This is a genomic window from Saccharibacillus qingshengii (assembly GCF_013185195.1).
Lineage (GTDB): Bacteria > Bacillota > Bacilli > Paenibacillales > Paenibacillaceae > Saccharibacillus > Saccharibacillus qingshengii.
In genome coordinates, this window is the sequence record NZ_JAAZWC010000005.1 from 19,125 (window position 1) to 38,730 (window position 19,606).

General features: G+C 55.2%; 21 protein-coding genes. 6 read left to right on the forward strand and 15 right to left on the reverse strand.

The window, feature by feature from the left end:
* Window positions 1-34: 34 nt before the first annotated feature.
* Window positions 35-751, forward strand: coding sequence for a Crp/Fnr family transcriptional regulator (locus tag HRQ60_RS06055; RefSeq protein ID WP_172194908.1), 717 nt, complete (start codon window positions 35-37; stop codon window positions 749-751).
* Between the two features lie 52 nt (window positions 752-803).
* Here the strand turns inward: HRQ60_RS06055 and HRQ60_RS06060 are convergent, their stop codons facing one another.
* The 8 genes from HRQ60_RS06060 to HRQ60_RS06095 form a co-directional block, all read right to left on the reverse strand.
* Window positions 804-1,541: a hypothetical protein gene (locus tag HRQ60_RS06060; RefSeq protein ID WP_172194756.1), complete on the reverse strand. Its 738-nt coding sequence runs from the start codon at window positions 1,539-1,541 to the stop codon at window positions 804-806.
* Window positions 1,542-1,677: 136 nt separating this feature from the next.
* On the reverse strand, window positions 1,678-2,007 hold the full coding sequence (locus HRQ60_RS06065) for a winged helix-turn-helix transcriptional regulator (protein WP_216671496.1): 330 nt from the start codon (window positions 2,005-2,007) through the stop codon (window positions 1,678-1,680).
* A gap of 95 nt (window positions 2,008-2,102) precedes the next feature.
* On the reverse strand, window positions 2,103-2,786 hold the full coding sequence (locus tag HRQ60_RS06070) for a uracil-DNA glycosylase (protein WP_172194757.1): 684 nt from the start codon (window positions 2,784-2,786) through the stop codon (window positions 2,103-2,105).
* A 249-nt stretch (window positions 2,787-3,035) separates the two neighbouring features.
* Window positions 3,036-3,767, reverse strand: coding sequence for a ThuA domain-containing protein (locus HRQ60_RS06075; protein WP_172194758.1), 732 nt, complete (start codon window positions 3,765-3,767; stop codon window positions 3,036-3,038).
* Window positions 3,768-3,822: 55 nt separating this feature from the next.
* Window positions 3,823-4,791, reverse strand: a complete 969-nt coding sequence (locus HRQ60_RS06080) for a TIM barrel protein (RefSeq protein ID WP_172194759.1) — start codon at window positions 4,789-4,791, stop codon at window positions 3,823-3,825.
* Between the two features lie 152 nt (window positions 4,792-4,943).
* Window positions 4,944-6,026, reverse strand: a complete 1,083-nt coding sequence (locus tag HRQ60_RS06085) for a Gfo/Idh/MocA family protein (RefSeq protein ID WP_172194760.1) — start codon at window positions 6,024-6,026, stop codon at window positions 4,944-4,946.
* Complete coding sequence (locus tag HRQ60_RS06090) at window positions 6,019-6,789, reverse strand: sugar phosphate isomerase/epimerase family protein (protein ID WP_172194761.1); 771 nt, start codon at window positions 6,787-6,789, stop codon at window positions 6,019-6,021. Before HRQ60_RS06090 ends, HRQ60_RS06085 begins: the two co-directional genes overlap by 8 nt.
* A 23-nt stretch (window positions 6,790-6,812) precedes the next feature.
* Window positions 6,813-7,904: a Gfo/Idh/MocA family protein gene (locus tag HRQ60_RS06095; protein ID WP_172194762.1), complete on the reverse strand. Its 1,092-nt coding sequence runs from the start codon at window positions 7,902-7,904 to the stop codon at window positions 6,813-6,815.
* A 185-nt stretch (window positions 7,905-8,089) separates the two neighbouring features.
* On the opposite strand from HRQ60_RS06095, the gene HRQ60_RS06100 reads away from it, so the two are divergent.
* On the forward strand, window positions 8,090-8,914 hold the full coding sequence (locus tag HRQ60_RS06100; RefSeq protein ID WP_172194763.1) for an AraC family transcriptional regulator: 825 nt from the start codon (window positions 8,090-8,092) through the stop codon (window positions 8,912-8,914).
* 110 nt (window positions 8,915-9,024) lie between these two features.
* On the opposite strand, the gene HRQ60_RS06105 is transcribed toward HRQ60_RS06100, so the two are convergent.
* Both HRQ60_RS06105 and HRQ60_RS06110 read right to left on the reverse strand, forming a co-directional pair.
* Window positions 9,025-9,393 carry a hypothetical protein gene (locus tag HRQ60_RS06105; protein WP_216671497.1) on the reverse strand — a complete coding sequence of 123 codons (369 nt, stop codon included), beginning with the start codon at window positions 9,391-9,393 and terminating at the stop codon, window positions 9,025-9,027.
* Between the two features lie 27 nt (window positions 9,394-9,420).
* The gene (locus tag HRQ60_RS06110; protein WP_172194764.1) at window positions 9,421-10,389 is read right to left on the reverse strand and encodes a Gfo/Idh/MocA family protein; all 969 of its coding nucleotides are present in this window, start codon (window positions 10,387-10,389) and stop codon (window positions 9,421-9,423) included.
* Window positions 10,390-10,710: 321 nt separating this feature from the next.
* On the opposite strand from HRQ60_RS06110, the gene msrA reads away from it, so the two are divergent.
* The gene (gene msrA / locus HRQ60_RS06115) at window positions 10,711-11,685 is read left to right on the forward strand and encodes a peptide-methionine (S)-S-oxide reductase MsrA (RefSeq protein WP_172194765.1); all 975 of its coding nucleotides are present in this window, start codon (window positions 10,711-10,713) and stop codon (window positions 11,683-11,685) included.
* A gap of 110 nt (window positions 11,686-11,795) precedes the next feature.
* On the opposite strand, the gene HRQ60_RS06120 is transcribed toward msrA, so the two are convergent.
* Window positions 11,796-12,329 carry an NADPH-dependent FMN reductase gene (locus HRQ60_RS06120; protein WP_172194766.1) on the reverse strand — a complete coding sequence of 178 codons (534 nt, stop codon included), beginning with the start codon at window positions 12,327-12,329 and terminating at the stop codon, window positions 11,796-11,798.
* A 192-nt stretch (window positions 12,330-12,521) separates the two neighbouring features.
* Between HRQ60_RS06120 and HRQ60_RS06125 the strand changes: the two genes are divergently transcribed.
* On the forward strand, window positions 12,522-12,719 hold the full coding sequence (locus HRQ60_RS06125; protein ID WP_172194767.1) for a DUF2188 domain-containing protein: 198 nt from the start codon (window positions 12,522-12,524) through the stop codon (window positions 12,717-12,719).
* 121 nt (window positions 12,720-12,840) lie between these two features.
* Here the strand turns inward: HRQ60_RS06125 and HRQ60_RS06130 are convergent, their stop codons facing one another.
* From HRQ60_RS06130 to HRQ60_RS06140, 3 genes are all read right to left on the reverse strand, one after another.
* The gene (locus HRQ60_RS06130; RefSeq protein WP_172194768.1) at window positions 12,841-13,539 is read right to left on the reverse strand and encodes a YitT family protein; all 699 of its coding nucleotides are present in this window, start codon (window positions 13,537-13,539) and stop codon (window positions 12,841-12,843) included.
* A 388-nt stretch (window positions 13,540-13,927) separates the two neighbouring features.
* A complete protein-coding gene (locus tag HRQ60_RS06135) occupies window positions 13,928-14,428 on the reverse strand; it encodes a Crp/Fnr family transcriptional regulator (RefSeq protein WP_172194769.1) in 501 nt (166 codons plus the stop codon).
* Window positions 14,425-15,447, reverse strand: a complete 1,023-nt coding sequence (locus HRQ60_RS06140; RefSeq protein WP_172194770.1) for a helix-turn-helix transcriptional regulator — start codon at window positions 15,445-15,447, stop codon at window positions 14,425-14,427. Before HRQ60_RS06140 ends, HRQ60_RS06135 begins: the two co-directional genes overlap by 4 nt.
* A 156-nt stretch (window positions 15,448-15,603) precedes the next feature.
* Between HRQ60_RS06140 and HRQ60_RS06145 the strand changes: the two genes are divergently transcribed.
* Complete coding sequence (locus HRQ60_RS06145) at window positions 15,604-16,479, forward strand: SDR family oxidoreductase (RefSeq protein ID WP_172194911.1); 876 nt, start codon at window positions 15,604-15,606, stop codon at window positions 16,477-16,479.
* Between the two features lie 148 nt (window positions 16,480-16,627).
* Here HRQ60_RS06145 and HRQ60_RS06150 read toward each other — a convergent pair whose 3' ends face one another.
* The gene (locus HRQ60_RS06150) at window positions 16,628-18,091 is read right to left on the reverse strand and encodes a serine hydrolase domain-containing protein (protein WP_172194771.1); all 1,464 of its coding nucleotides are present in this window, start codon (window positions 18,089-18,091) and stop codon (window positions 16,628-16,630) included.
* A gap of 377 nt (window positions 18,092-18,468) precedes the next feature.
* Here HRQ60_RS06150 and HRQ60_RS06155 point away from each other — a divergent pair, with 377 nt between their 5' ends.
* On the forward strand, window positions 18,469-19,509 hold the full coding sequence (locus HRQ60_RS06155; RefSeq protein ID WP_172194912.1) for an LLM class flavin-dependent oxidoreductase: 1,041 nt from the start codon (window positions 18,469-18,471) through the stop codon (window positions 19,507-19,509).
* Window positions 19,510-19,606 lie beyond the last annotated feature (97 nt).

Genomic DNA, 19,606 nt, shown 5'->3' on the forward strand with positions numbered 1-19,606 from the left:
CGAAGTGTGCGCTTGCGCAAAGGAGATGTTAATGATGAGTGTATACCACCATGCCACCAATCATCGAGGCAATACGGGTTGTTTCTCGGACCAAAACATGAAGCGTCTGGAAGTCGTCATGAAAGACCGTCATATTCCCGAAGGCTCTCACCTGTTCTGGGAAGGGGATCTCGCCGACAAGCTCTATTATATCAAACGGGGCCGGGTCAAACTGACCAAATCGACCGATGAAGGCAAGGAACTCATCCTTTACATGTACCAATCCGACGACATGGTTGGACAAGCGGATCCTTTTTTCAGCACCAAACACAGTTTTACCGCAGAAGTGATCGAAGATACGGAAGTCGGGGTTATCGAACATAAGGATCTCGAGGTTCTGATCTGCCAGCACTGCGATTTCGCGATCGATTTCATGAAATGGATGGGGATTCATCACCGTCTGACGCAGACCAAATTCCGCGACCTGATGATGTACGGCAAACCCGGCGCTCTCTGCTCGACCCTGATTCGTCTGGGCAACACCTACGGCGAGAAACACGGGGAAAATACGCTCATCAACAAAAAGATTACGCATACCGACTTGTCGAACATGATCGGAGCCACGCGCGAAAGTGTCAACCGCATGTTGAGCGATCTGCGTAAAAAAGGCGCGGTCGAATACGAAAACGGCATGATCGTGATTACCAATCTCTCCATGCTGCAGGAAATTTGCCACTGCGAACTTTGTCCAAATGAAATATGCCGGATCTAAGGATCCGGCCTTTTTGTCGTTCTTTTGTTCTTCCGGGGCTGCGACTTCCGCGTTAGGCCTTCTCCAACGTCAGTTCCACGTAATCGCCCGGCTGCAGCTGCATATCGAATCCCCGATCATTGAGTTCTTTTCCGTTCACTTTCAATACCCAGCGTTCGCTCGGTTTCGTCATGTACCCTTCCTGGCTATCGGGACTTGCCTGAACGAAACGAATTGTCCGGCCGTTCTCCGACAGGGTGACGAGTCCGCTGGCTTTGAGAACATCCCGGACCATAGTCCCTTCCTTGTAGGGGTGCGCATAAGAGCCGCCCAGAGACGAATTCACTTCGCCGCCGCTGATCAGAAGCGTATTGACCGGCCTGCCGTCGTTACCGGGCGCTTCTATATACAGCATGATTTCGTCTCCCGGCTGGATCCGTGTCACAAACCCGCTTTCGGGGATCTCTTTGCCATTTTGCTTCACCGCCCAGTTCAGCTCCGAATGAAGCTCCGTGTCGTCGACCGAAGCAATCCGTCCTTCATTGTCGAAACGAACGATACTGCTGCGTTCCAGCGCGTCACGGATAGTGTCTTCTTTCCGGTACGTACTGACAAGCGAACGATTCTCGTTCGGCATGTAGATGCCCCCATCCACCACCAATTTGAAATTTTCGCTGCCAACCTCTTCCGCCGCCGTATCTGCCGAAGGCGAGCGCAGCAGAACAGCCATCGCAGCTACCGCGGTAATGAGCAGGATGGCAAGCACAAACAGCAAAACACGCTGATCGGGAAGTTTGATTTTTGTCCGCATGGGCTTCCGTTCCCTTCATTGAGCGTAATCACTCTTATTATACCAAAACGGGGAAGCCTTTCTCAAATCGCCGAGGCGTTCGGAAAATAAAAAAAGAACCCCTCTGCCGGCAAAGGGGTTCTCGGCGGATCACCGGTCAATCGACCCAGCATTCCGCCCACATTTGAATTTGCTGCATCACCGGCTGAAGTGCCAGGCCCTTCTCGGTCAGTTCGTATTCGATACGCACCGGGGTTTCCGGATAAACATGACGTACCAAGATGCCTTCGCTTTCCAGATCCTTCATCCGCTCCGACAACATCTTGTCGCTCATCATCGGGATCTGGTTGGAAATATCTTTGAACCGCTTGGCGCCGCTCATCAATGTCTGAATGATCAGGCCGTTCCAGCGCTTGCCCAAAAACGAAAAAGCACTTTCGAATCGGGGACAAAGCTGCATGGGAATTTCATTTTTTTGCTCTATCATAGATGATCACCTCTTAGAAGATTCCCTCTGAAGAGAAACTTACGATTTGTTAGCTTATTTCATATTAACACATTTCCCAGAAAAAGAAAATGCTTTTACGAATTATTTTTTGCCGCCAAAAAATGTTTGAGCGCCTGTAAATCCCGCTCGATCACCTCTTGGAGCGAACGGTTATAGATGACGGCGGCCGGATGGTACAAAGGAAAAATCGAATAGGAACGCTCTCCGAAAATGTAGCGGGACTGGGGATCTTCGGGGTCCTCCAAACGCTGAATCGGACCTTCGATCGCTCTGCCGTGCAGGGAAGAGATCGTCTCGTGACTGCCGATCAACCGATGAAGACCGATATTGCCCATAGGGACGATGACCTCGGGCTGGACGTATTCGATCTCCGCATCCAAGATGGCGGCATGGGCGAGCACCTCGTTCTTGGTAGGCGTCCGGTTGGAACGGCTGATTCGCGGGATTGCCCCGACTGCTGCGCCTGCGACGACTTTGTCTTTGAAAGGACGGCTGCGAACGGCACTCGAGATATAAATGTCCTGCCGCGTCAACCCCAGCTTTTCCAGATACTCTTCCAATACTTTGCCCGCCTGTCCCGTAAACGGCCTCCCCTCCACAATTTCCGTGGCACCGGGAGCTTCGCCGACAAACATGATTCGGGCCGGGATGGCACCCTGCCCCAGCAAAAATCCTTCCAGATCGTACCCTTCGGATCTGTGCAGACATTCCTTGATGACTTCTTCCGCCACCGGTGCGCTGCCGAACTCCACTTTCATCGCCATCCCCCTTTCTTGAAACCCTGCCTTGGATAAGGGTTAACGGGTATTTCTATTATTTTACCCCAAAATCGATAGTCCGCCAACCATTCAGAAGGCCGTTTCCGTATTTTGTGAACGCTTTCTTCATTATATAAAGAAAAACCGCTTTTTCGCATAAAGCGAAAAGCGGCTTTTCGAAAGCGGTCTATCCGACGGCTTCCATCAACGTTCCCGAATTCGTGTGAACTTTGCAGAGATAACTTGGACTTATACCAATTCGCGGGCATGCAGCGAACGAATCGGCTGTGCATTGCCGTATACCGGTTTGGCTGCTGCGGCCGGATAAGCCCACCGAATAGAATTGGAGATGACACGGATAATATCCGGGTTGTAGTAAGTTGGATAAGTCTCGTGCCCCGGACGGAAGTAGAAGATCTTGCCGGATCCGCGGCGGAACGTGCAGCCGCTGCGGAACACTTCGCCGCCCGAGAAGTTGCTGATGAAGACGATCTCGTCGGGAGTCGGAATATCGAAGAACTCCCCGTACATTTCTTCGTGTTCGAGAACGATGTTCTCGCCTATGCCTTCCGCAATCGGGTGCGAAGGATTTACGGCCCACAGAATTTCCTGCTCGCCGGCTTCGCGCCATTTCAGATCGCAGCCCGTTCCCATCAGATTCTTGAACGGTTTGGAGAAGTGACCCGAATGCAGCACGATCAGGCCCATGCCTTCGCGTACACGCTGCGCAACCGCTTCGGCGATCGAATCGTCGACAAGCTCGTGCGCCATATGGCCCCACCAGATCATGACATCCGTCGAATCCAATACTTCTCTTGTCAAACCATGGTCGTCTTCTTCGAGCGTGCAGGTGCGAATAGCAAATCCTTCAGGCGTCAATGCGCGCTCCAACTGCTTGTGAATACCGTCCGGGTAAACGGCTTTTACATCTTCATCTCTGCGTTCATGTACGAATTCGTTCCAGATGGTTACGTTGATCATCGTCGGCATCCCCTTAGTTGTTCCTGTATTGTTTTATGCGATACGCTCGCTTATTTTAAACCCACCACATCTCTCCTGCAGGCTCTTCGATAAGGATCTGCTGAAGATTGCGAACGGCTTTTCCGAATCCTTCATCGACGGACATCAGACCGTCTTCATGTTCGATACTGACGACGTAGTCGTAGTTCTGCAGGCGAAGTTCGCTGATCATATCGGACCAGATCTTCAGCTCGTGACCGTAGCCTACGCTGCGGAAGTTCCAGGCCCGTTCCTGCATAAGCGTGTAGGACTGCATGTCGGTCAAACCGTGCATATTGACATTGCTTTGGTCGATCGTGATGTCTTTGGCATGGAAATGGTGAATGGCTCCGGCGCGTCCGAGAATACGGACGGCCTGGATCGGATCGATACCCTGCCACCACATGTGGCTGGGATCCAGATTGGCTCCGACGGCTTCGCAGGTTGCTTCGCGCAGACGCAGCAGAGTGGCCGGCGTGTGGACCGAGAATCCGCCGTGCAGTTCGATCCCGACTTTGACGCCGTGATCTTCCGCGAATTTACCGGCTTCTTTCCAGTAAGGAATGACTTTCTCTTCCCACTGCCATTTCAGAATCTCCTGATAATCGTTCGGCCACGGAGCTACCGGCCAGTTCGGATATTTGGCATCCTCGTGGTCGCCCGGGCAGCCGGAGAAGGTATTGACAACCGGAATCCCCAACCGCTGCGCCAGTTCTACGCTTTGCAAAAATACGTCGTGATCGGCTTTTGCGAGCGCTTTTTGCGGATGGAGCGGATTGCCGTGACAGCTCAGCGCACTGATCGTCAAACCGCGAGAGTCTACCGCTTTTCGGAAAGCTTCCAGTTTCGACTTGTCGGCCAACAGCTCTTCCGGGTTGCAGTACTCGTTACCCGGATACCCTCCTGTACCGATCTCTACCGCCTTAAGCCCTTTTTCCACCACGTAATCGAGAGATTCCTCGAATCCCCGTCCATTGAACAGGACCATGAATACTCCAAGCTTCACTGAATCGAACCTCCTCGATATATCTATTATATCCGTATTTTTAGCTTGATCTGAATAGGAAAGAGGTGCGAAAAAACCTTATTTTTCGACTTTTCCGACAACCGGAGAATGGTACCACTTTCCGGCTGCCGGCTTCTTTCGGCTGTTTTTCGTTAGTCGAAGTACACCGCTTTGCCCGTTTTCGCGGATTCGTAGATCGCTTCGAGAATCTGCGTCACGACAAGAGCCTGCTCCGGTTTTACGATCGGCTCTTTGTCTTCGAGAATGGCTTCAAGCCATTGACGCGCTTCGCGGTCTTCCGCGTTCTCCGATCCGCCGTCGTAGAACGCTACGCCGCCCGAACCGAAATCGACTTTGGTTTCCGTCAAGCGGCTGCGGTTCTCGCCGTTGATATGCAGCCCGTCGGCCATATCCGCACCGCCTTCGGTTCCGCAGAGCAGCGTCTGCGCTTCGCCGAATTTGCGGACGTTAAGCGCCCAGCTGGATTCGAGTACGATCGTGGCTCCGTTCTGCATCTTGATGAAACCGAATGCGGAATCTTCGACCTTGAATTGTTCCGGATCCCAAGGACCGAACGCGTTGGCCGCATTTTCACGGCTTCCCAGCTTGTGGAAAGTCGAACCCATAACGCTTTGCGGTTTATAATTATCCATCAGCCAGAGAGTCAGGTCAAGCGCGTGCGTACCGATATCGATCAGAGGGCCTCCGCCCTGCTTTTCTTCATCCAGGAAAACGCCCCAGGTTGGCACGGCGCGGCGGCGCAGTGCAATCGCTTTGCCGTAATAGAGATCGCCGAGTTCGCCTTTTTCGCACATATCTTTCAGGTGCAGACTGTCGTCGCGGAAACGGTTCTGGTACGCGATCGACAGTTTTTTGCCTGTACGCTCCGCCGCTTCGATCATGCTGCGCGCTTCCTCGGTCGTTTTGGCCATCGGTTTCTCGCACAGGACATGCTTGCCCGCTTCGAGCGCCGCAATCGTGATTTCCGCATGGGAATCGTTCGGGGTACACACGTGAATGACTTCGATACTCGGGTCTTTGAGCAGTTCGGTATAATCCGTATAAACCTTCGCGCCTTCGGCGCCGTATTGGGAAGCCGCTTCCTCGGCACGGGATTCAACCAGGTCGCAGAAAGCGACGAGTACGGCTTTGTCTTGTTTGGAGAGCGCGGGAAGATGTTTGCCGTTGGCAATGCCTCCGCATCCGATTACGGCAACGTTCAGTGTCTTAGACATTCAGTTTGGCTCCTTCAGCTGCATATTTTTTGACCCATTCCATGCTTGTGGCGATACTTTCGAGCGGCTTGCCGCCCGCGCAGTAATCCTGCTCGACGACAATCCATTCCACGCCGGCTTCGATCGCGGCGTCCGCAATCGCTTTGAGGTTCACTTCGCCCACGCCAAGCTCCGCCGTAATGGCTTTGCCGTCCGCGTCGCGCGTCATGTCTTTGAGGTGGATAATCGGCAGACGCCCTTGGTAACGGCCGATGTATTCCACCGGATCGTAGCCGCCGTAGTGTACCCAGCAGGTATCCATCTCGACCTGGAGGTCTTCGGCGGAAACCGCTTCGTACATGGCGTCGAATACCGGCTTGCCGTTCACTTCTTCCGTCATCTCGAAATCGTGGTTGTGGTAAGCGAGTACCGCTCCCTGTTCGCGCGCCCGGCTGCCGAGCTTGGCAAGATTCGCGAAGACTTCGTTCCAGACCCGGTCTTCTTCCTGCAGATAAGGCACGATCAGCGTGTCGTTCCCGATTTGTTTGTTGTATGCGATCTCGCTGTCGAGATGCTCCAGCAGTTGGGCATAAGAAGTATGTGTCCCGAGCGCTTCAAGGCCAAGTTCGTCGAGAATCGACTTGACTTCTTCCGCACTGCGGCCGAAAAACGTATGGAATTCCACGCCTTTATAACCGAGTGCCGCCACTTTTTCGAGCGTACCGCGGAAATCCTGTTCCATTTCTTCACGTACGGTGTACAACTGCAGTCCTACTTGGGTCATTTTCGTTCCACCTTTTTATCAAATTATAATTTGAGCGAATCTCTTCTTGCGGCAGGAACTTTGTACGAACTTTCCAAGGTGATATGCCGGCTTTCGGCCGATGAGCGCATGAAGGCATGCATCGTTTCGAGCACATGATAAGCCAGATCGCCGCTGGCCCGGTGACGCCGTTCTTCCCGGATCGATTTGATCATGTCGTCCACGCCGATCCCGCGCTCGTTGCGCTCCGTTTCGAATACCGGCTTGAGCGTCTCCCAATTATCCGAACCGGCGCGCCGCAGACGTACGTCTCCGCCGAAGAAATTGGGATCCGGCAGGGACAGGGTACCCGATGTGCCGTAAATCTCCATTCTCGGAAGTTCGGTGGCTCCGCGAACGTCGAAGCTCATGATCATGGTCACGATCGTTCCGCCCGCAAAATCGAGCGTCCCGGCCAGATGGGTCGGAGTCTGGACGGAAATCGGGGTGCCCGCTTTGGGTCCCGATCCGATTACCCGGTCGGGAATCTGAATGCCTGTCGAAGAGCTGACCCGCTGAATGGGACCCAGCAGATTCACAAGCGCCGACAGGTAATACGGTCCCATGTCGAACATCGGCCCGCCGCCGTAGGCGTAGAAAAATTCCGGATCGGTGTGCCAGTCTTCGGGGCCTCCCCCCAGCATGAACGCCGTGCCGGCGACCGGCCGGCCGATGAGTCCGTCTTCGATGGCGCGGCGGGCGGTGCTGACGCCCGCTCCCAAAAAGGTATCCGGGGCACAACCGACGCTTACACTGCGTTTCTTGGCTTCTTCCAGAACAAGGCGGCCGTCTTCGAGAGAAACCGCAAGCGGTTTTTCTCCGTACACATGCTTGCCGGCTCGGACGGCGGCCAGATTGATCGAGGCGTGGCTGGCGGGAATCGTCAGGTTGATGACAAGTTCGATCAACTCGTCGGCCAGCAGCTCCTCGACGGTGCAAGCGGTTGCAATGCCGAATTCGGCAGCCCGCTCCTGCGCCTTCTCGGGTATGCGATCGGCGACCGCGACCACTTCGGCCCATTCGCTGGTCCCCAAGTTCTGCAAATAGATAGCGCTGATGTTGCCGCAGCCTATAATTCCGATCTTCATGCGTTTCAAGGAACACCACTCCTTACCGTTAAGTTGTCGTTCTTCGATTTTAGTTCGATTTCTTTTTCGGTTCCGGTTGTGTGGTTGGTTCGAGTTCATGGTATTGCAAATCGATTTGTATTAAAATGAAGAATATAATCGAAACATGAACAATCTGGTCATTATTTTATTTTCTTTCTCAAGGAGCAGCCATTATGCAGACGACCGACCTCTCCTGCCAGGTTTTTACCGCAGGATTTTCCTTCCATCGAACACCGTTCCATGTCCACCGTACCGAAGGGTTGGGCAGCTATCTGCTCCGACTCCAGACGGACGGCAATTCCGAAGCGCTGATTGACGGCAAAATGCAGCTGATCGAAGCCGGGGATTTGCTGCTGTACGGCCCGAACGACACGTATGAGCTGAAAATATTCCCGCCCGACGCTTCGGACAGCTCCGAACGTCCTATGGAAAGCGGCGATTACCATATTTTTTTCGGCGGCGACTGGATCGACCACTGGTGGAACCAGCGCAGGCGTCCGACCCGAATCCGGATTCCGCTCAGCGAAGGACTTCTCGGCCTGTTTCGCCAGATCGTGATCGAACAGCGCCGGATCTCCAACCCGGACCCCCGCATTTCCGATTACTATCTGCGGATTCTGTGTCTGGAGACCGACCGCCTGCTGAGCGAGCAGCCGATTTCCTCGGGCAAGTCTTTTCTCGCTCACCGGATCAAACAGTACATCGAAGAAAATGCGTCCTCCCTGTTCAAACTCGAAGACGTGGCCGCTTACGTCGATACCAGCGTCTCCCGCTGCGTCCATCTGTTCAAAGAGACGTTCGATATGAGCATCATGCAGTATGCGCTTGAAGTGCGTCTGGATATGGCCAAAGAACGGATCGTATTCAGCCCCATGCCGCTCGAACAGGTGGCCGAGACATCGGGCTTCGCCAACTATACGTATTTCCATCGGGTATTCCGCAGCAAGTTCGGGATGTCTCCCAAAGCTTTCCGGCATACGCGTCAGGAAAAAATGTAAGAACCGCAAGCCGCCAAACCGAAAATCCCGCAGACGCTTCAAAGCGTCCTGCGGGATTTTCGGTTTTTTTTGCAAACGTCCGTCATTGCTTTACGCAGGCAAGTTCCGGATCAGCCTTTCCTGCCGCGCTTCTTCTCTTCGATCACTTCCGATACCACCATGCCCAGATCCGCGTTGCCGAACATCGACAGGACGCCGAGCAGCGTCTCGTCCGTGACATCGCCGGCTTCCTCTTTGGTCACGGTCAGCTTCAGCACGCGTTCCAAGCGTTCATTGGCCAGCTGCTCCGGATAAGCCTTGGCATACAGCTCAACCGGATCGAGATCGTTGTTGATACACCACTGCGCATAGACGAGAATCATCATGTCCTCTTCCTGACGGTAGGTTTCCACGATCTTCTCCTGCGTTTTCTTCTCCCACTCCCGCCGTCCTTCGGCACTCTCGTAACGTTCGTAATCGTCGTCTCCGTAATCGCTCATCTTTTTGTCTCCTTCCTTTCGCGTCGGTTACAACAGACCTGCGGCGCGCTCCGCCAGTTCATGCGAGCCCAGCACGAGGTCCGCGCGGATCCGGCATTCCCCGGGCGTATGCAGCGTATCGAGGAAATGCTGCACGACATCTTCGAAGCCGCGGCGCTTCAGCACCGTGTCCCAACTTCCGAAACCTTGCTCCTGCGGACTGCCGCCCGCTTCGGTAAAGACCGCCCGCTCGAGATCTTCCACGACCGCCGTGCGCCCGTTTCCGTGCAGTTCCAGACGCTCGAGATCGCGGCCGGCGGAACGAACCATACCGTAGCTGCCGATACCTTTGCCCAGACGCATCGAACCGAAAGCCTGCAGCATCCGCCCTTGCGTATCCGTATCCAGACTGCCGGACAAGCTGCCGCTTTCTGCGCCGCCCAACCAGAGCAGCAGATCGAGCATATGAATCAGATCGTCATATACCGTTTCGCGGGCGGATCGGTTCTGCAGCGAAGTCCGGTGTTTGGCCGCATGAACCTGGGCGAATCCTCCGGATGCCTCGATCCACGCTCGCGCCTGCGTATACAGCGGCGCATAGCGGCGGTTGAATCCCACGCCGAGCAGAATGCCCTGCTGTTCCGCTTTGGCGGCCATGGCCCGGCACTCGGCCGGATCGGTCGAAAGCGGCTTGTCGACATAGACCGGCAGGCCCGCCTCCAGACACTTCATCACGATTGCATAATGCGAGTCGGTAGAGGTGTGCACAAACACCGCGTCGGGCTGCCAGCGCAGCAGATCGTCGAGATCGGTCGAAGCCTGCTCGATCCGATACCGCAAAGAAGCTTCGCGCACACGCTCCTCTGTCCGGCTGACCAGACCGACGACTTCCGCTTCCGGGTGCCCGGCCAGCAGAGGAAGGTACACCTTTTCCGCAATGCCTCCGATTCCTACCAGCGCAATGCGTGTTCTCCGCTTCGCTTTTTTGGCTGCTGCCGGATGGGCGGTATTCTTCATTTCGGATTCCCCACTTTCTTCAAGTGCCGCTTGCGGCCACATCCTCTGCGGGACGTATCGCTTCCTTTTCGAGTATACCCTCACGGCCGAAGCTTGGCAAAAAAGAACGTCCGTCTCCAGAAGACTTCTTCGCCCTCTCTCCTGATTCGCGGACTGACGGAACGTTTACTAGCTTTAGTAGGACGCAAAGTACCGGAAGCTGCGTGCAAAGAAAGGCTCGGACTTGGCGAACTTGGCGAAATCGTTTATAATTTAAAATATAGTTCCATTTAATTGCCCGTCAGATAATCGTTTAAAATAAAAATTGCGGAGGGATTAACCATGGCCGATTATTCATCTTCCATGATCGAAAAGGCAACATTTGCGGGAGGCTGCTTCTGGTGTATGGTTACGCCGTTCGAAGACCTGCCCGGCATTGTCAAAGTCCGCTCGGGATATACAGGCGGACATACCGAAAACCCGACTTACAAAGAAGTGTGTTCCGAAACGACCGGACACGTCGAAGCTGTTCAGATCACGTTTAACCCGGACATTTTCCCTTATGAGAAACTGCTCGAACTGTTCTGGCAGCAGATCGATCCGACAGACGGCGGCGGACAATTCCACGACCGCGGTTCTTCTTACGGCACCGCGATCTTCTACCATACGGAGGAACAGCGGATCAAAGCCGAAGCTTCCAAAAAAGCACTGGGCGAAAGCGGCCGCTTCGACAAACCGATCGTCACGCCAATCCGTCCGGCCGAAACGTTCTATGAAGCCGAAGATTACCATCAAGAGTACCACAAAAAAAATCCGGCCCATTACAACCGCTACAAAAAAGCGTCCGGACGCGAAGCTTTTATCGAAGATCATTGGAAAAAAACAATCGACAAAAGCGATCTGAAACAAAAGCTGACCGATATCCAATACAATGTCACCCAGAAAAACGGAACGGAACCCGCTTTCCGCAACGAATTCTGGGATCATCACGGCGAAGGCATCTATGTCGACATCGTCTCGGGCGAGCCGCTGTTCAGTTCCCTCGACAAATACGATTCCGGCTGCGGCTGGCCGAGCTTCACCCGACCGATCCGCGATTACCACGTGAAGGAAAAAGTCGACCTGACCCACTTCATGATCCGGACCGAAGTCCGCAGCAAAGAAGCCGATTCCCATCTGGGCCACGTATTCGACGACGGTCCGGGCCCGGACGGCCTGCGCTACTGTATCAACTCCGCGGCTCTGCGTTTCGTACCGGCGGATAAACTCGAAGCAGAAGGCTACGGCGAGTACCGCGCAATGTTTGCCCAATCGTAAATTGCAAAAACCCCCGGATACCGCTGCAGCGGCGTTCGGGGGTTTTCTATTAAACCTTCTAGGCTCTGGGAACCCTCGGCAGCAAGCAGCGAAGGATTTTTCCGAAAGTCTTAAACGTACATCCGGCGGATCAGATGAACGAAGGTATCGACCGCTTTGCGGATCCGCAGTTCGGTTGCCGAATCGGCCGGATCGCCGTTTTCGTCGAATTTGCGCTGGTCGCTGCCGATCGAGATCCATTCCGGGCAGTTCAGGCCGTGCAGATTGCGAACGATGCCTTGAAGAGTGCCCAGCGAAGAGACGCCTACGATTCCGCCCGCCGAACTTGCCGACAGCACGGGTTTGCCTTCGAAATATTCGCTGTTCAGGAAATCAAGCGCATTTTTGAGTGCGCCCGAGATTGAAGAATGATATTCCGGCGTAGCCAAGACAACGGCCTGCGCCGACTTGACAGCCTGGGACAATTGGAGCACTTCTTCATGTCCGTAGGCTTCTCCGGGGCCGTACAGCGGCAGTTGGTGTTCGTACAAACTGAATACTTCCGCTTCGAATCCTTGTTCTTCCAACAATTTCGCGATATAGAAGGTCAACTGCGTGCTGCTGGCCTGCTCCCGGTTGCTTCCTGCAATCAAAGTCACTTTCATGGTCAAACCCCTTCCATCCCTGTCAAATTTCCTGTTTTTTTGGAACCCGTTTTTTATCATAACAGGAAGTTTTAATTTTGAACATTTTTTGTCCGCCTGCCGTCATTCTTCTGTGATTAATCTCTTTTCACTCCGGGTAGGTAATAAACAGAGCTTCATGGTATTCATTTTATCCGAAAAGGAGGAACCGGTATGCCTTGGAACAAAAAGGATTACCCGCAGTCGATGAAAAACCTGGACGAACGCGTGCGCGACAAAGCGATCGAAATCGCCAATGCGCTGCTTGATGAAGGGTACGAAGAAGGACGCGCGATCGCAATCGCTACGGCAAAAGCGGAAGAATGGGACGAAAATCATCCGCAGCACGGAAGTTCGAAATCGTCGGATTAACAGCTGTACAGACAGCGCATAAAAAAACCGTTTCGGCTTTCTCCAACACGGAGAAAATCGGAACGGTTTTTTATGGACGGGGAAGTTGGCGGCTCCGGGCCTTCCCCTTGGGCCCTGTATCTTACACTCTATTCAAACCTTTGACTTCCGGTGCGACATGTCCATGACGTTTCGAAGGTATCAGGATACGCGTGATCGATACCAGACCGTGGCGCAGAATCTGTGGTTCCACCATCCAGGTAATCACTTTGCCTCCGATACATACGGCAGCTACGGTGTACAGCGTCTCAGCCAGCGGCAGATAAAACAGCGATACCAGCAGGACGGAAGCATCCATCAAAATAAAGACGGTTCCGATCTTGAGGCCGGTCTTCTCATGCAGCCAGATAGCGGCACAGTCGTCTCCGCCCGTCGCTCCGCCGCAGCGCAGTACCAGTCCTCCGCCGATTCCCGTCAGAATTCCCGACAGCAGAGCGGCCAGCCAGAGCTGTCCGTGCAGATCGAAATTCAGGGTCGAGAAATGCTCGATGCCGGCGTAGAAAACCGTGAACGATCCCGCCGCAAGAACGGCAGGTCCCATGTTCTTCCACCCTTTTTTGAGGGCGAACAGCAGCATGAACGGAATGTCGAGAAGCAGAATGGTCAGCGCAGGCGAAAGCCCGAACGCATACTCGCCGAGCAGCGAAATGCCGACAAAACCGCCTTCCGAAAGATGGTTTTGAAAATTAATGTGATAAAACGCGAATGCCATAACGAACGTGCCTGTTAAGATCGCGGCCGCCTGCGCGGACCGCTTCATCCTTTTCCCTTTTGCCTTCATACGATGATCTCCTCATTTTCGCAGTATTTGTCTCAAATCGACAAAATGCTGCGGCTAAGAGGGGAAAACCGCGAGGCCTTCGTCCTTCGCATGGGTGTTCCCTTCCTTTCGCAGCGTTTGTCAATAACGGTCGTCCGACAAACTATCTACGAAAGGCGCTAAGTATAGGAGAGATCGTAACGTTTCCAGATTGTCCTTTGGGGAATACTCCTTCGGGGACTCATGGTATCCTGATCCTTTCTGTAATTGGATGGTGAAGTCTGAGGATTACTTACCCAGCGCAGTCACCTTTTTAAACTATTTTACCACAAAATTGCCGCCGAAGCGACAAAATGATGGTGTTTTTTGTTATTTTCATGTAAAATATATGTTTTTTTTCGTAAAAAAGTTACTTGGCCGCACGCAGCAGACGATTGACGGTTTCCCGACGCAGTCCAATCAGTTGGCCGATTTCTTCCTGGGTCAGCAGATCGGTAAGCGGCTGCCCGTATGTATAGGTTCCCATCCAATGCTGCAGCAGGCTCAATCTCTCCGCCGGCGTTCCGGCCGTCAGATGATCGATCCGCTGCTGCATAAATCGGACTTTCTCCTGCAGCAGCAGAGCGATCTCGAGGGCTTTCTTCGGATCTTCCGCCAGGCTCTTATACCAGTCGGCCGCCAGAATCGGTTCCACTTCGCTGCGAACCATCGCCGTCGCGGTTCCGTGCGTTTCTTTGGGACTGATAAGCGAATGATGGGGAACGACTTCCCCGGCATAAAACACGTTGAACAAAATGATGTTTCCGTTCTCGTGCAGCCGCGTGACTTTGAAGAGCCCGCTGTGTACCCGATACAAATATTTCCCGTCGTCGCCCTGCCGGAACAATATTTCTCCTTTGTGCAAAATCATGCTTGTCCCCTCTTTTCCGTTGTCGTATCGCTGCCGGGCGGTTCGACCGGCAGCGGCCGGTACAGCTCCGTAATACGCTTCGCCTCCGCCGCCACCCGCTCCGCCAGCTCCCGGGGTTCAAGAACCCTCACCGCCGTTCCCAAACCGAGTACAAAGCGCAGAGCGAAATCCGCAGTGGCCAGATCCGCTTGAACCGCGTACCCGCCGTCTTCCAAAAGTTCCGTATGCCGCACCCGTACGTAACGCTCGGAGCGAAAGGCTTCCAGAGCTTCCGCCTCGACGCGAAGTCCCGCTTCGTAGCGGGGAAGCGTGTCCGGAAAAGTCCGCAGCGATTCCTGCCAGTAATCGGCCAGATCGAACGTGCCCGGATAATCGAACGTCCGCTCCAGACATTGGGCCTCCGTGATCTTGGAGACGCGGAACGTCTTGACCGCCGTCCCCTCCCGGGCTACCAGGTACCACACGCTTCGCTTGACCGCCAAACCCAGCGGATCCACGATCCGGCCGACAGAAGGTGCGGCCGGTTCTTCTGCCGATTTGACATAAACAAAACGCAGCTGCCGTTGTTCCAGAACCGCTTCCTGGCAGACAGGCAGGGATTCGGGAACGCCGGCTGCGCGAGCGTGCCAACCCGATTCGTCGATCAGCAGGCGCCGGCTTAGAAAGTCCGCGCTTTGGGGACGGGGCTCGGGATAAACGGCTCTCAATTTATGCAGCGCCCGTTCATAAGGTTCTTCCAAACCCAAATCCTGCAGCGGCCCCGAAGAAGCGCGCAGCAGCAGGGCCGCCGTCTCGTCCGGGGTCATGCCGGTCAGACCGCTGCGGTAGCCTTCCATCAGACTCCAGCCGCCGAAACGCCCGCGATAGGCGACAATGGGAATACCCGACTGTCCCAACGCCTCCAGATCGCGGCTTACGGTTCTCGGCGTCACTTCCAGCTCTTCCGCAAGCTCGCGTGTCGACATGCGGTTTCGGCTCTGGAGCAGCAGCACAATCTTGAGCAGTCGATCCCCTCTCATGCGTCAAGCTCCCTTTTTCCGTATTTTTTTAATCTTTTGATATAAGACAAAGGTTGTCATCTATTATGGCTTATATTCAAGAAGCGGGCAAGGGTGCGATCTTCACGGTCGGCCCTATCCGACACGGCACACACGGAAAGAGGGGCTGGCATGTCTATGAACACTAAGCCGCTGAGCGGCAAAACGGCACTGGTCGCAGGAGCAACCCGGGGAGCCGGGCGCGGAATCGCCCGCGAGCTGGGCGCTCTGGGAGCGCATGTGTATGTAACCGGACGCACCACAAGAGCGGATCAGTCCGATATGCGCCGGAGCGAAACGATCGAAGAAACGGCCGAGATGATACAGGCTGCCGGGGGCACGGCTTCGGCGGTCCGGGTCGACCATTCCGAACCGCGGCAGGTAGAACGACTGGCCGAGCGGATCTTGGCCGAAGCGGGCGGGTTGGATATCCTCGTCAACGATATCTGGGGCGGAGACGGACTGACACGCTGGGACCAGAAACTGTGGGAGCATTCTCTCGAGGACGGTCTGCTCATCCAGCGCCGCTCGGTGCATACGCATCTGATCACCTCCCGGTACATGCTTCCGCTGATGCTGAATCGTCCCGGCGGCGTTGTCATGGAGATCACGGACGGTACGGACTATCGTTTCCGCGGCAACGTTTACTACAGCCTGGCCAAAGTATCGGGCATCCATCTGGCCGCGGCCATGGCCGAAGAACTGCGGCCGCACGGAATTGCCGCCGTCGCGCTGACGCCGGGATTCCTCCGATCCGAAGCGATGCTGGACCATTTTGGCGTAAGTGAAACCCATTGGCGCGAAGCGACGAAACAGGAACCGCATTTTATAGCGTCGGAAACTCCCGCTTATGTCGGACAGGCCGCAGCCAGGCTCGCCGCCGATCCCGAGCTGATGACCTTCACGGGCCGGGCACTGAGTTCCTGGGAACTTTCGGACCGGTACGGCTTCGTCGACGCGGACGGAACCCGTCCGCATTGGGGACGTTATGCCGCCGAGAACGGACTGGGCTGAGTCCAACGGGATGCAGACTGCGGAAAAGAGGTATTCGGGCAGGTCCGCTTCCTTCTACAGCCGGAATTTTCGATACAACAAAAGCCGCCGGGCTTGCAGCCGGCGGCTTTTGTTTTTGGTTTTTATCGGACTTGCGGATTCTGCCGACTTATTCCGCGAACGCCAGCTTTCGGATTGCGGCGGTCATGGCGTTGGTATCGAGACCGCCGTGGTTGCCGAGGAGCACGACAAGGGTGCCGTCGCCGAGGCCGCGCCGAATCCCGGTCGTATAGCCGCTTCCGCCGCCGCTGTGGAACACCTCTTTGTTTTCGCCTTCCCCTTCGGTCATCCAGCCGTACCCGTAGTTCTTGTAGGCAGTCGGCGTGTACATGGCTTCCATCGTGGGTTCGGAGAGCACGTTGCCCGCGCTCAGCGAATCCGCCCAGATCTGCAGATCGTCAAGGGTCGAATACAAGCTGCCGGTGCCGGAAGGCGAAAAGTAATACTCGTCGACGCTTTTCCAGACCCGGTGCGACTTGTCGTATTCGTATCCGGTAGGAATCCGAATGTCGCGCGACGCGGTCCCGCTGTCGTTCATGCCAAGCGGCTCGAAGAACTGAGACTGCACGAAGTCCGCATAACTCATGCCGGATACCTGCTCAATGATAAAAGCCAGCAGCACATAACCGCTGTTGCTGTACATATAATCGGTACCCGGCGCGAATTTCAGCGAACTGCCTTTGATCTCTTCGACGGTCTGGAGCAGCGGCGTGCCTTCTTTGCGGGCAAAATTGAGCGCGATACCCGATGTATGCGAGAGCAGCATGGACAGCGTGATCTCGTCGCCGCGCGGATAATCGGGAATATACGAAGACAGCGTGTCTTCGACGTTCAGCCTGCCTTCTTCCTGGAGTTTCATAATGGAGGCCGCCGTGAATGTTTTGGTCAGCGAACCGAGCCTCATCTTGTCGGTCGGACGAACTCGCGTTCCCGCGGAAGCCAGCCCGTAAGCTTTGCGCATCTGCACTTCGCCGTTCCGGGCCACCAGGACGCTGCCCGAGAAGCCTTGACGCTTCAAATACTCGTCAACGGCTGCAAGACCCGGATCGATCTTCGTCTGCGTATCTGTCGTCAGCGACAAATTCAGACTGCCCGGATTCGTCGACGGCCGGATTCCCGCTTGAAGCGGTTCGGTCAGGCCGCGAAGAGGCACGGTCAGAATGCCGTTCACATACCGGGTCGTTCCCGGCATATGCAGTTCGAAGCCGTTGACGGACACGTAGTCGGAACCCGGGCGGTACAGAAGTTCATCCCCGCTGTAAGTGACGATCGCGGCCCGGCGCGTCTTGTCCCACTTGACCTGCGCACCAAGCGATACCGCGCCTTCGCGGACCGGAACATAGGTCAGCGAATGATACAGATAGGCTTGATTGCCCCACGGTGCGGGCTGCCCGTCGATTTCGGCCGAAATGGCGACCGCCGCCGCGGTCCCGCTTGGCTGCACGGCTGCGACTGCGGCCTCGGCCGGATCGGCCGCGTAGGCGGAAGCCGTTCCCGCAGCAAGTGCCAGTGCTAGCGCCGCTCCCCATACTCTTTTGATGCCGACGGAACTTTTTTTGAACCTGAATCCCATGTGTGTACATCCCCCTGTTATCGCCTTCGATGCTGTATCTGTTGTATTATACCGGTTCGCAGGACAATAGTTGTGTCTGACTTCAAAAGGGATATTCGAAACCGCGCTCTTTGTCTGCCGCCTGGAACTTGGGCAAAGGGAGCTGTAGGACTCGTTTTTAACTTTATAAAGTATAGCAGGTTATTTTTTGACGTTTATTTACGAATTTGATATAATAAACTGGACAAACGAATGGTTCCGGCGAAGCCGAAAACCGGATGACCCTATCGGTGATCCCCTATTCGGAAGCCCGTACATTCGTTTCGACCGTGCTTCACCTATTTACGATTCAGGTTCCGCGCATCTTCGAAGATCGCGCGTTGAAAGGGGAAACTCCTATGCTTAAGCTCGGCATTCTCGATCAATCCACCATTACCGAAGGCTCCGGCCCCGTCGAAGCGCTGCAGGCCACGACAAACCTTGCTATCGAAGCCGACAAACTCGGTTTCAGCCGCTTCTGGGTCTCGGAACACCATAGTTCCAAAGCTCTTGCCCACTCCAGCCCGGAGGTCCTGATCGCCCATCTGGCCGCGAATACTTCGCGGATCCGGCTCGGTTCCGGCGGAATCATGCTCCCGCATTACAGCGCTTATAAAGTGGCGGAGAACTTCCGCCTGCTCGAAGCGCTTTATCCGGGACGGATCGATCTCGGCGTAGGCCGCGCACCGGGCGGCCGCCCGCTGTCCACCCGCGCCCTGCAGGAAGGCCAGTACCATAGCGCCGATCCTTATCCGCAGCAGATTGTCGATCTGATCGCCTATCTGAATGACGCCGTGCCGGCCGACCACCGGTTTGCCGGACTGAGCGTGTCGCCGTCGGTTGCGACCAAACCCGAATTGTGGCTGCTCGGCTCAAGCGGAGGCACCGCGCGCCTGGCCGCTCAGACCGGAGCCTCTTATGCGTTTGCGCAGTTCTTCGGTACACCGGGCGGCCGCGAAGCGACCGAATTCTATCGGGACAACTTCGAACCGTCGCTGATGTCGCCTACGCCGAAATCGATGGCGGCCATTACGGCTGTCTGCGCCGACACGCAGGAAGAAGCCGAACGGCTTGCTTCGAGTTCCGATCTGTTCTTCCTCGCGATGTACAAAGGGATGGAACTTCCTTATCTGCCGTCCGCGCAGACCGCGGCGGATTATCCCTACACGCCGTACGAACGCGAGCAGATTGCCGCAACCCGCGCTTACCGCGTTGTCGGTACCCCGGATAAAGTCAAAGCCCGGCTGCTGGAACTGGCCGAAGAATACCAGACCGACGAATTGATGATCGTCGCGTCGATCCACGATTTCGAAGCCCGCTTGAAATCGGTTCGTCTGGTCGCCGAAGCTTTCGCGCTCGGCAGCGGCATCCAAGCCGCCACAAGCGAAGTTCGCTCCTAAGCGTCTTCGCTTCGAGAGCGGATGCCGATGCGCTCCGCTTTTTGTGCTCCTACCCCAAGCATGACTTCAAGCCGTATGCGCCCGCATACGGCTTTTT

What these genes read in the sequence shown, in the direction of transcription:
- HRQ60_RS06055 (WP_172194908.1), top strand. Translation starts at nt 35, where the DNA reads ATGAGTGTATACCACCATGCCACCAATCATCGAGGCAATACGGGTTGT.
- HRQ60_RS06060 (WP_172194756.1), bottom strand. Translation starts at nt 1,541, where the DNA reads ATGCGGACAAAAATCAAACTTCCCGATCAGCGTGTTTTGCTGTTTGTG.
- HRQ60_RS06065 (WP_216671496.1), bottom strand. Translation starts at nt 2,007, where the DNA reads ATGATAGAGCAAAAAAATGAAATTCCCATGCAGCTTTGTCCCCGATTC.
- HRQ60_RS06070 (WP_172194757.1), bottom strand. Translation starts at nt 2,786, where the DNA reads ATGAAAGTGGAGTTCGGCAGCGCACCGGTGGCGGAAGAAGTCATCAAG.
- HRQ60_RS06075 (WP_172194758.1), bottom strand. Translation starts at nt 3,767, where the DNA reads ATGATCAACGTAACCATCTGGAACGAATTCGTACATGAACGCAGAGAT.
- HRQ60_RS06085 (WP_172194760.1), bottom strand. Translation starts at nt 6,026, where the DNA reads ATGTCTAAGACACTGAACGTTGCCGTAATCGGATGCGGAGGCATTGCC.
- HRQ60_RS06090 (WP_172194761.1), bottom strand. Translation starts at nt 6,789, where the DNA reads ATGACCCAAGTAGGACTGCAGTTGTACACCGTACGTGAAGAAATGGAA.
- HRQ60_RS06100 (WP_172194763.1), top strand. Translation starts at nt 8,090, where the DNA reads ATGCAGACGACCGACCTCTCCTGCCAGGTTTTTACCGCAGGATTTTCC.
- HRQ60_RS06105 (WP_216671497.1), bottom strand. Translation starts at nt 9,393, where the DNA reads ATGAGCGATTACGGAGACGACGATTACGAACGTTACGAGAGTGCCGAA.
- HRQ60_RS06110 (WP_172194764.1), bottom strand. Translation starts at nt 10,389, where the DNA reads ATGAAGAATACCGCCCATCCGGCAGCAGCCAAAAAAGCGAAGCGGAGA.
- msrA (WP_172194765.1), top strand. Translation starts at nt 10,711, where the DNA reads ATGGCCGATTATTCATCTTCCATGATCGAAAAGGCAACATTTGCGGGA.
- HRQ60_RS06120 (WP_172194766.1), bottom strand. Translation starts at nt 12,329, where the DNA reads ATGAAAGTGACTTTGATTGCAGGAAGCAACCGGGAGCAGGCCAGCAGC.
- HRQ60_RS06125 (WP_172194767.1), top strand. Translation starts at nt 12,522, where the DNA reads ATGCCTTGGAACAAAAAGGATTACCCGCAGTCGATGAAAAACCTGGAC.
- HRQ60_RS06130 (WP_172194768.1), bottom strand. Translation starts at nt 13,539, where the DNA reads ATGAAGGCAAAAGGGAAAAGGATGAAGCGGTCCGCGCAGGCGGCCGCG.
- HRQ60_RS06135 (WP_172194769.1), bottom strand. Translation starts at nt 14,428, where the DNA reads ATGATTTTGCACAAAGGAGAAATATTGTTCCGGCAGGGCGACGACGGG.
- HRQ60_RS06140 (WP_172194770.1), bottom strand. Translation starts at nt 15,447, where the DNA reads ATGAGAGGGGATCGACTGCTCAAGATTGTGCTGCTGCTCCAGAGCCGA.
- HRQ60_RS06145 (WP_172194911.1), top strand. Translation starts at nt 15,604, where the DNA reads ATGAACACTAAGCCGCTGAGCGGCAAAACGGCACTGGTCGCAGGAGCA.
- HRQ60_RS06150 (WP_172194771.1), bottom strand. Translation starts at nt 18,091, where the DNA reads ATGGGATTCAGGTTCAAAAAAAGTTCCGTCGGCATCAAAAGAGTATGG.
- HRQ60_RS06155 (WP_172194912.1), top strand. Translation starts at nt 18,469, where the DNA reads ATGCTTAAGCTCGGCATTCTCGATCAATCCACCATTACCGAAGGCTCC.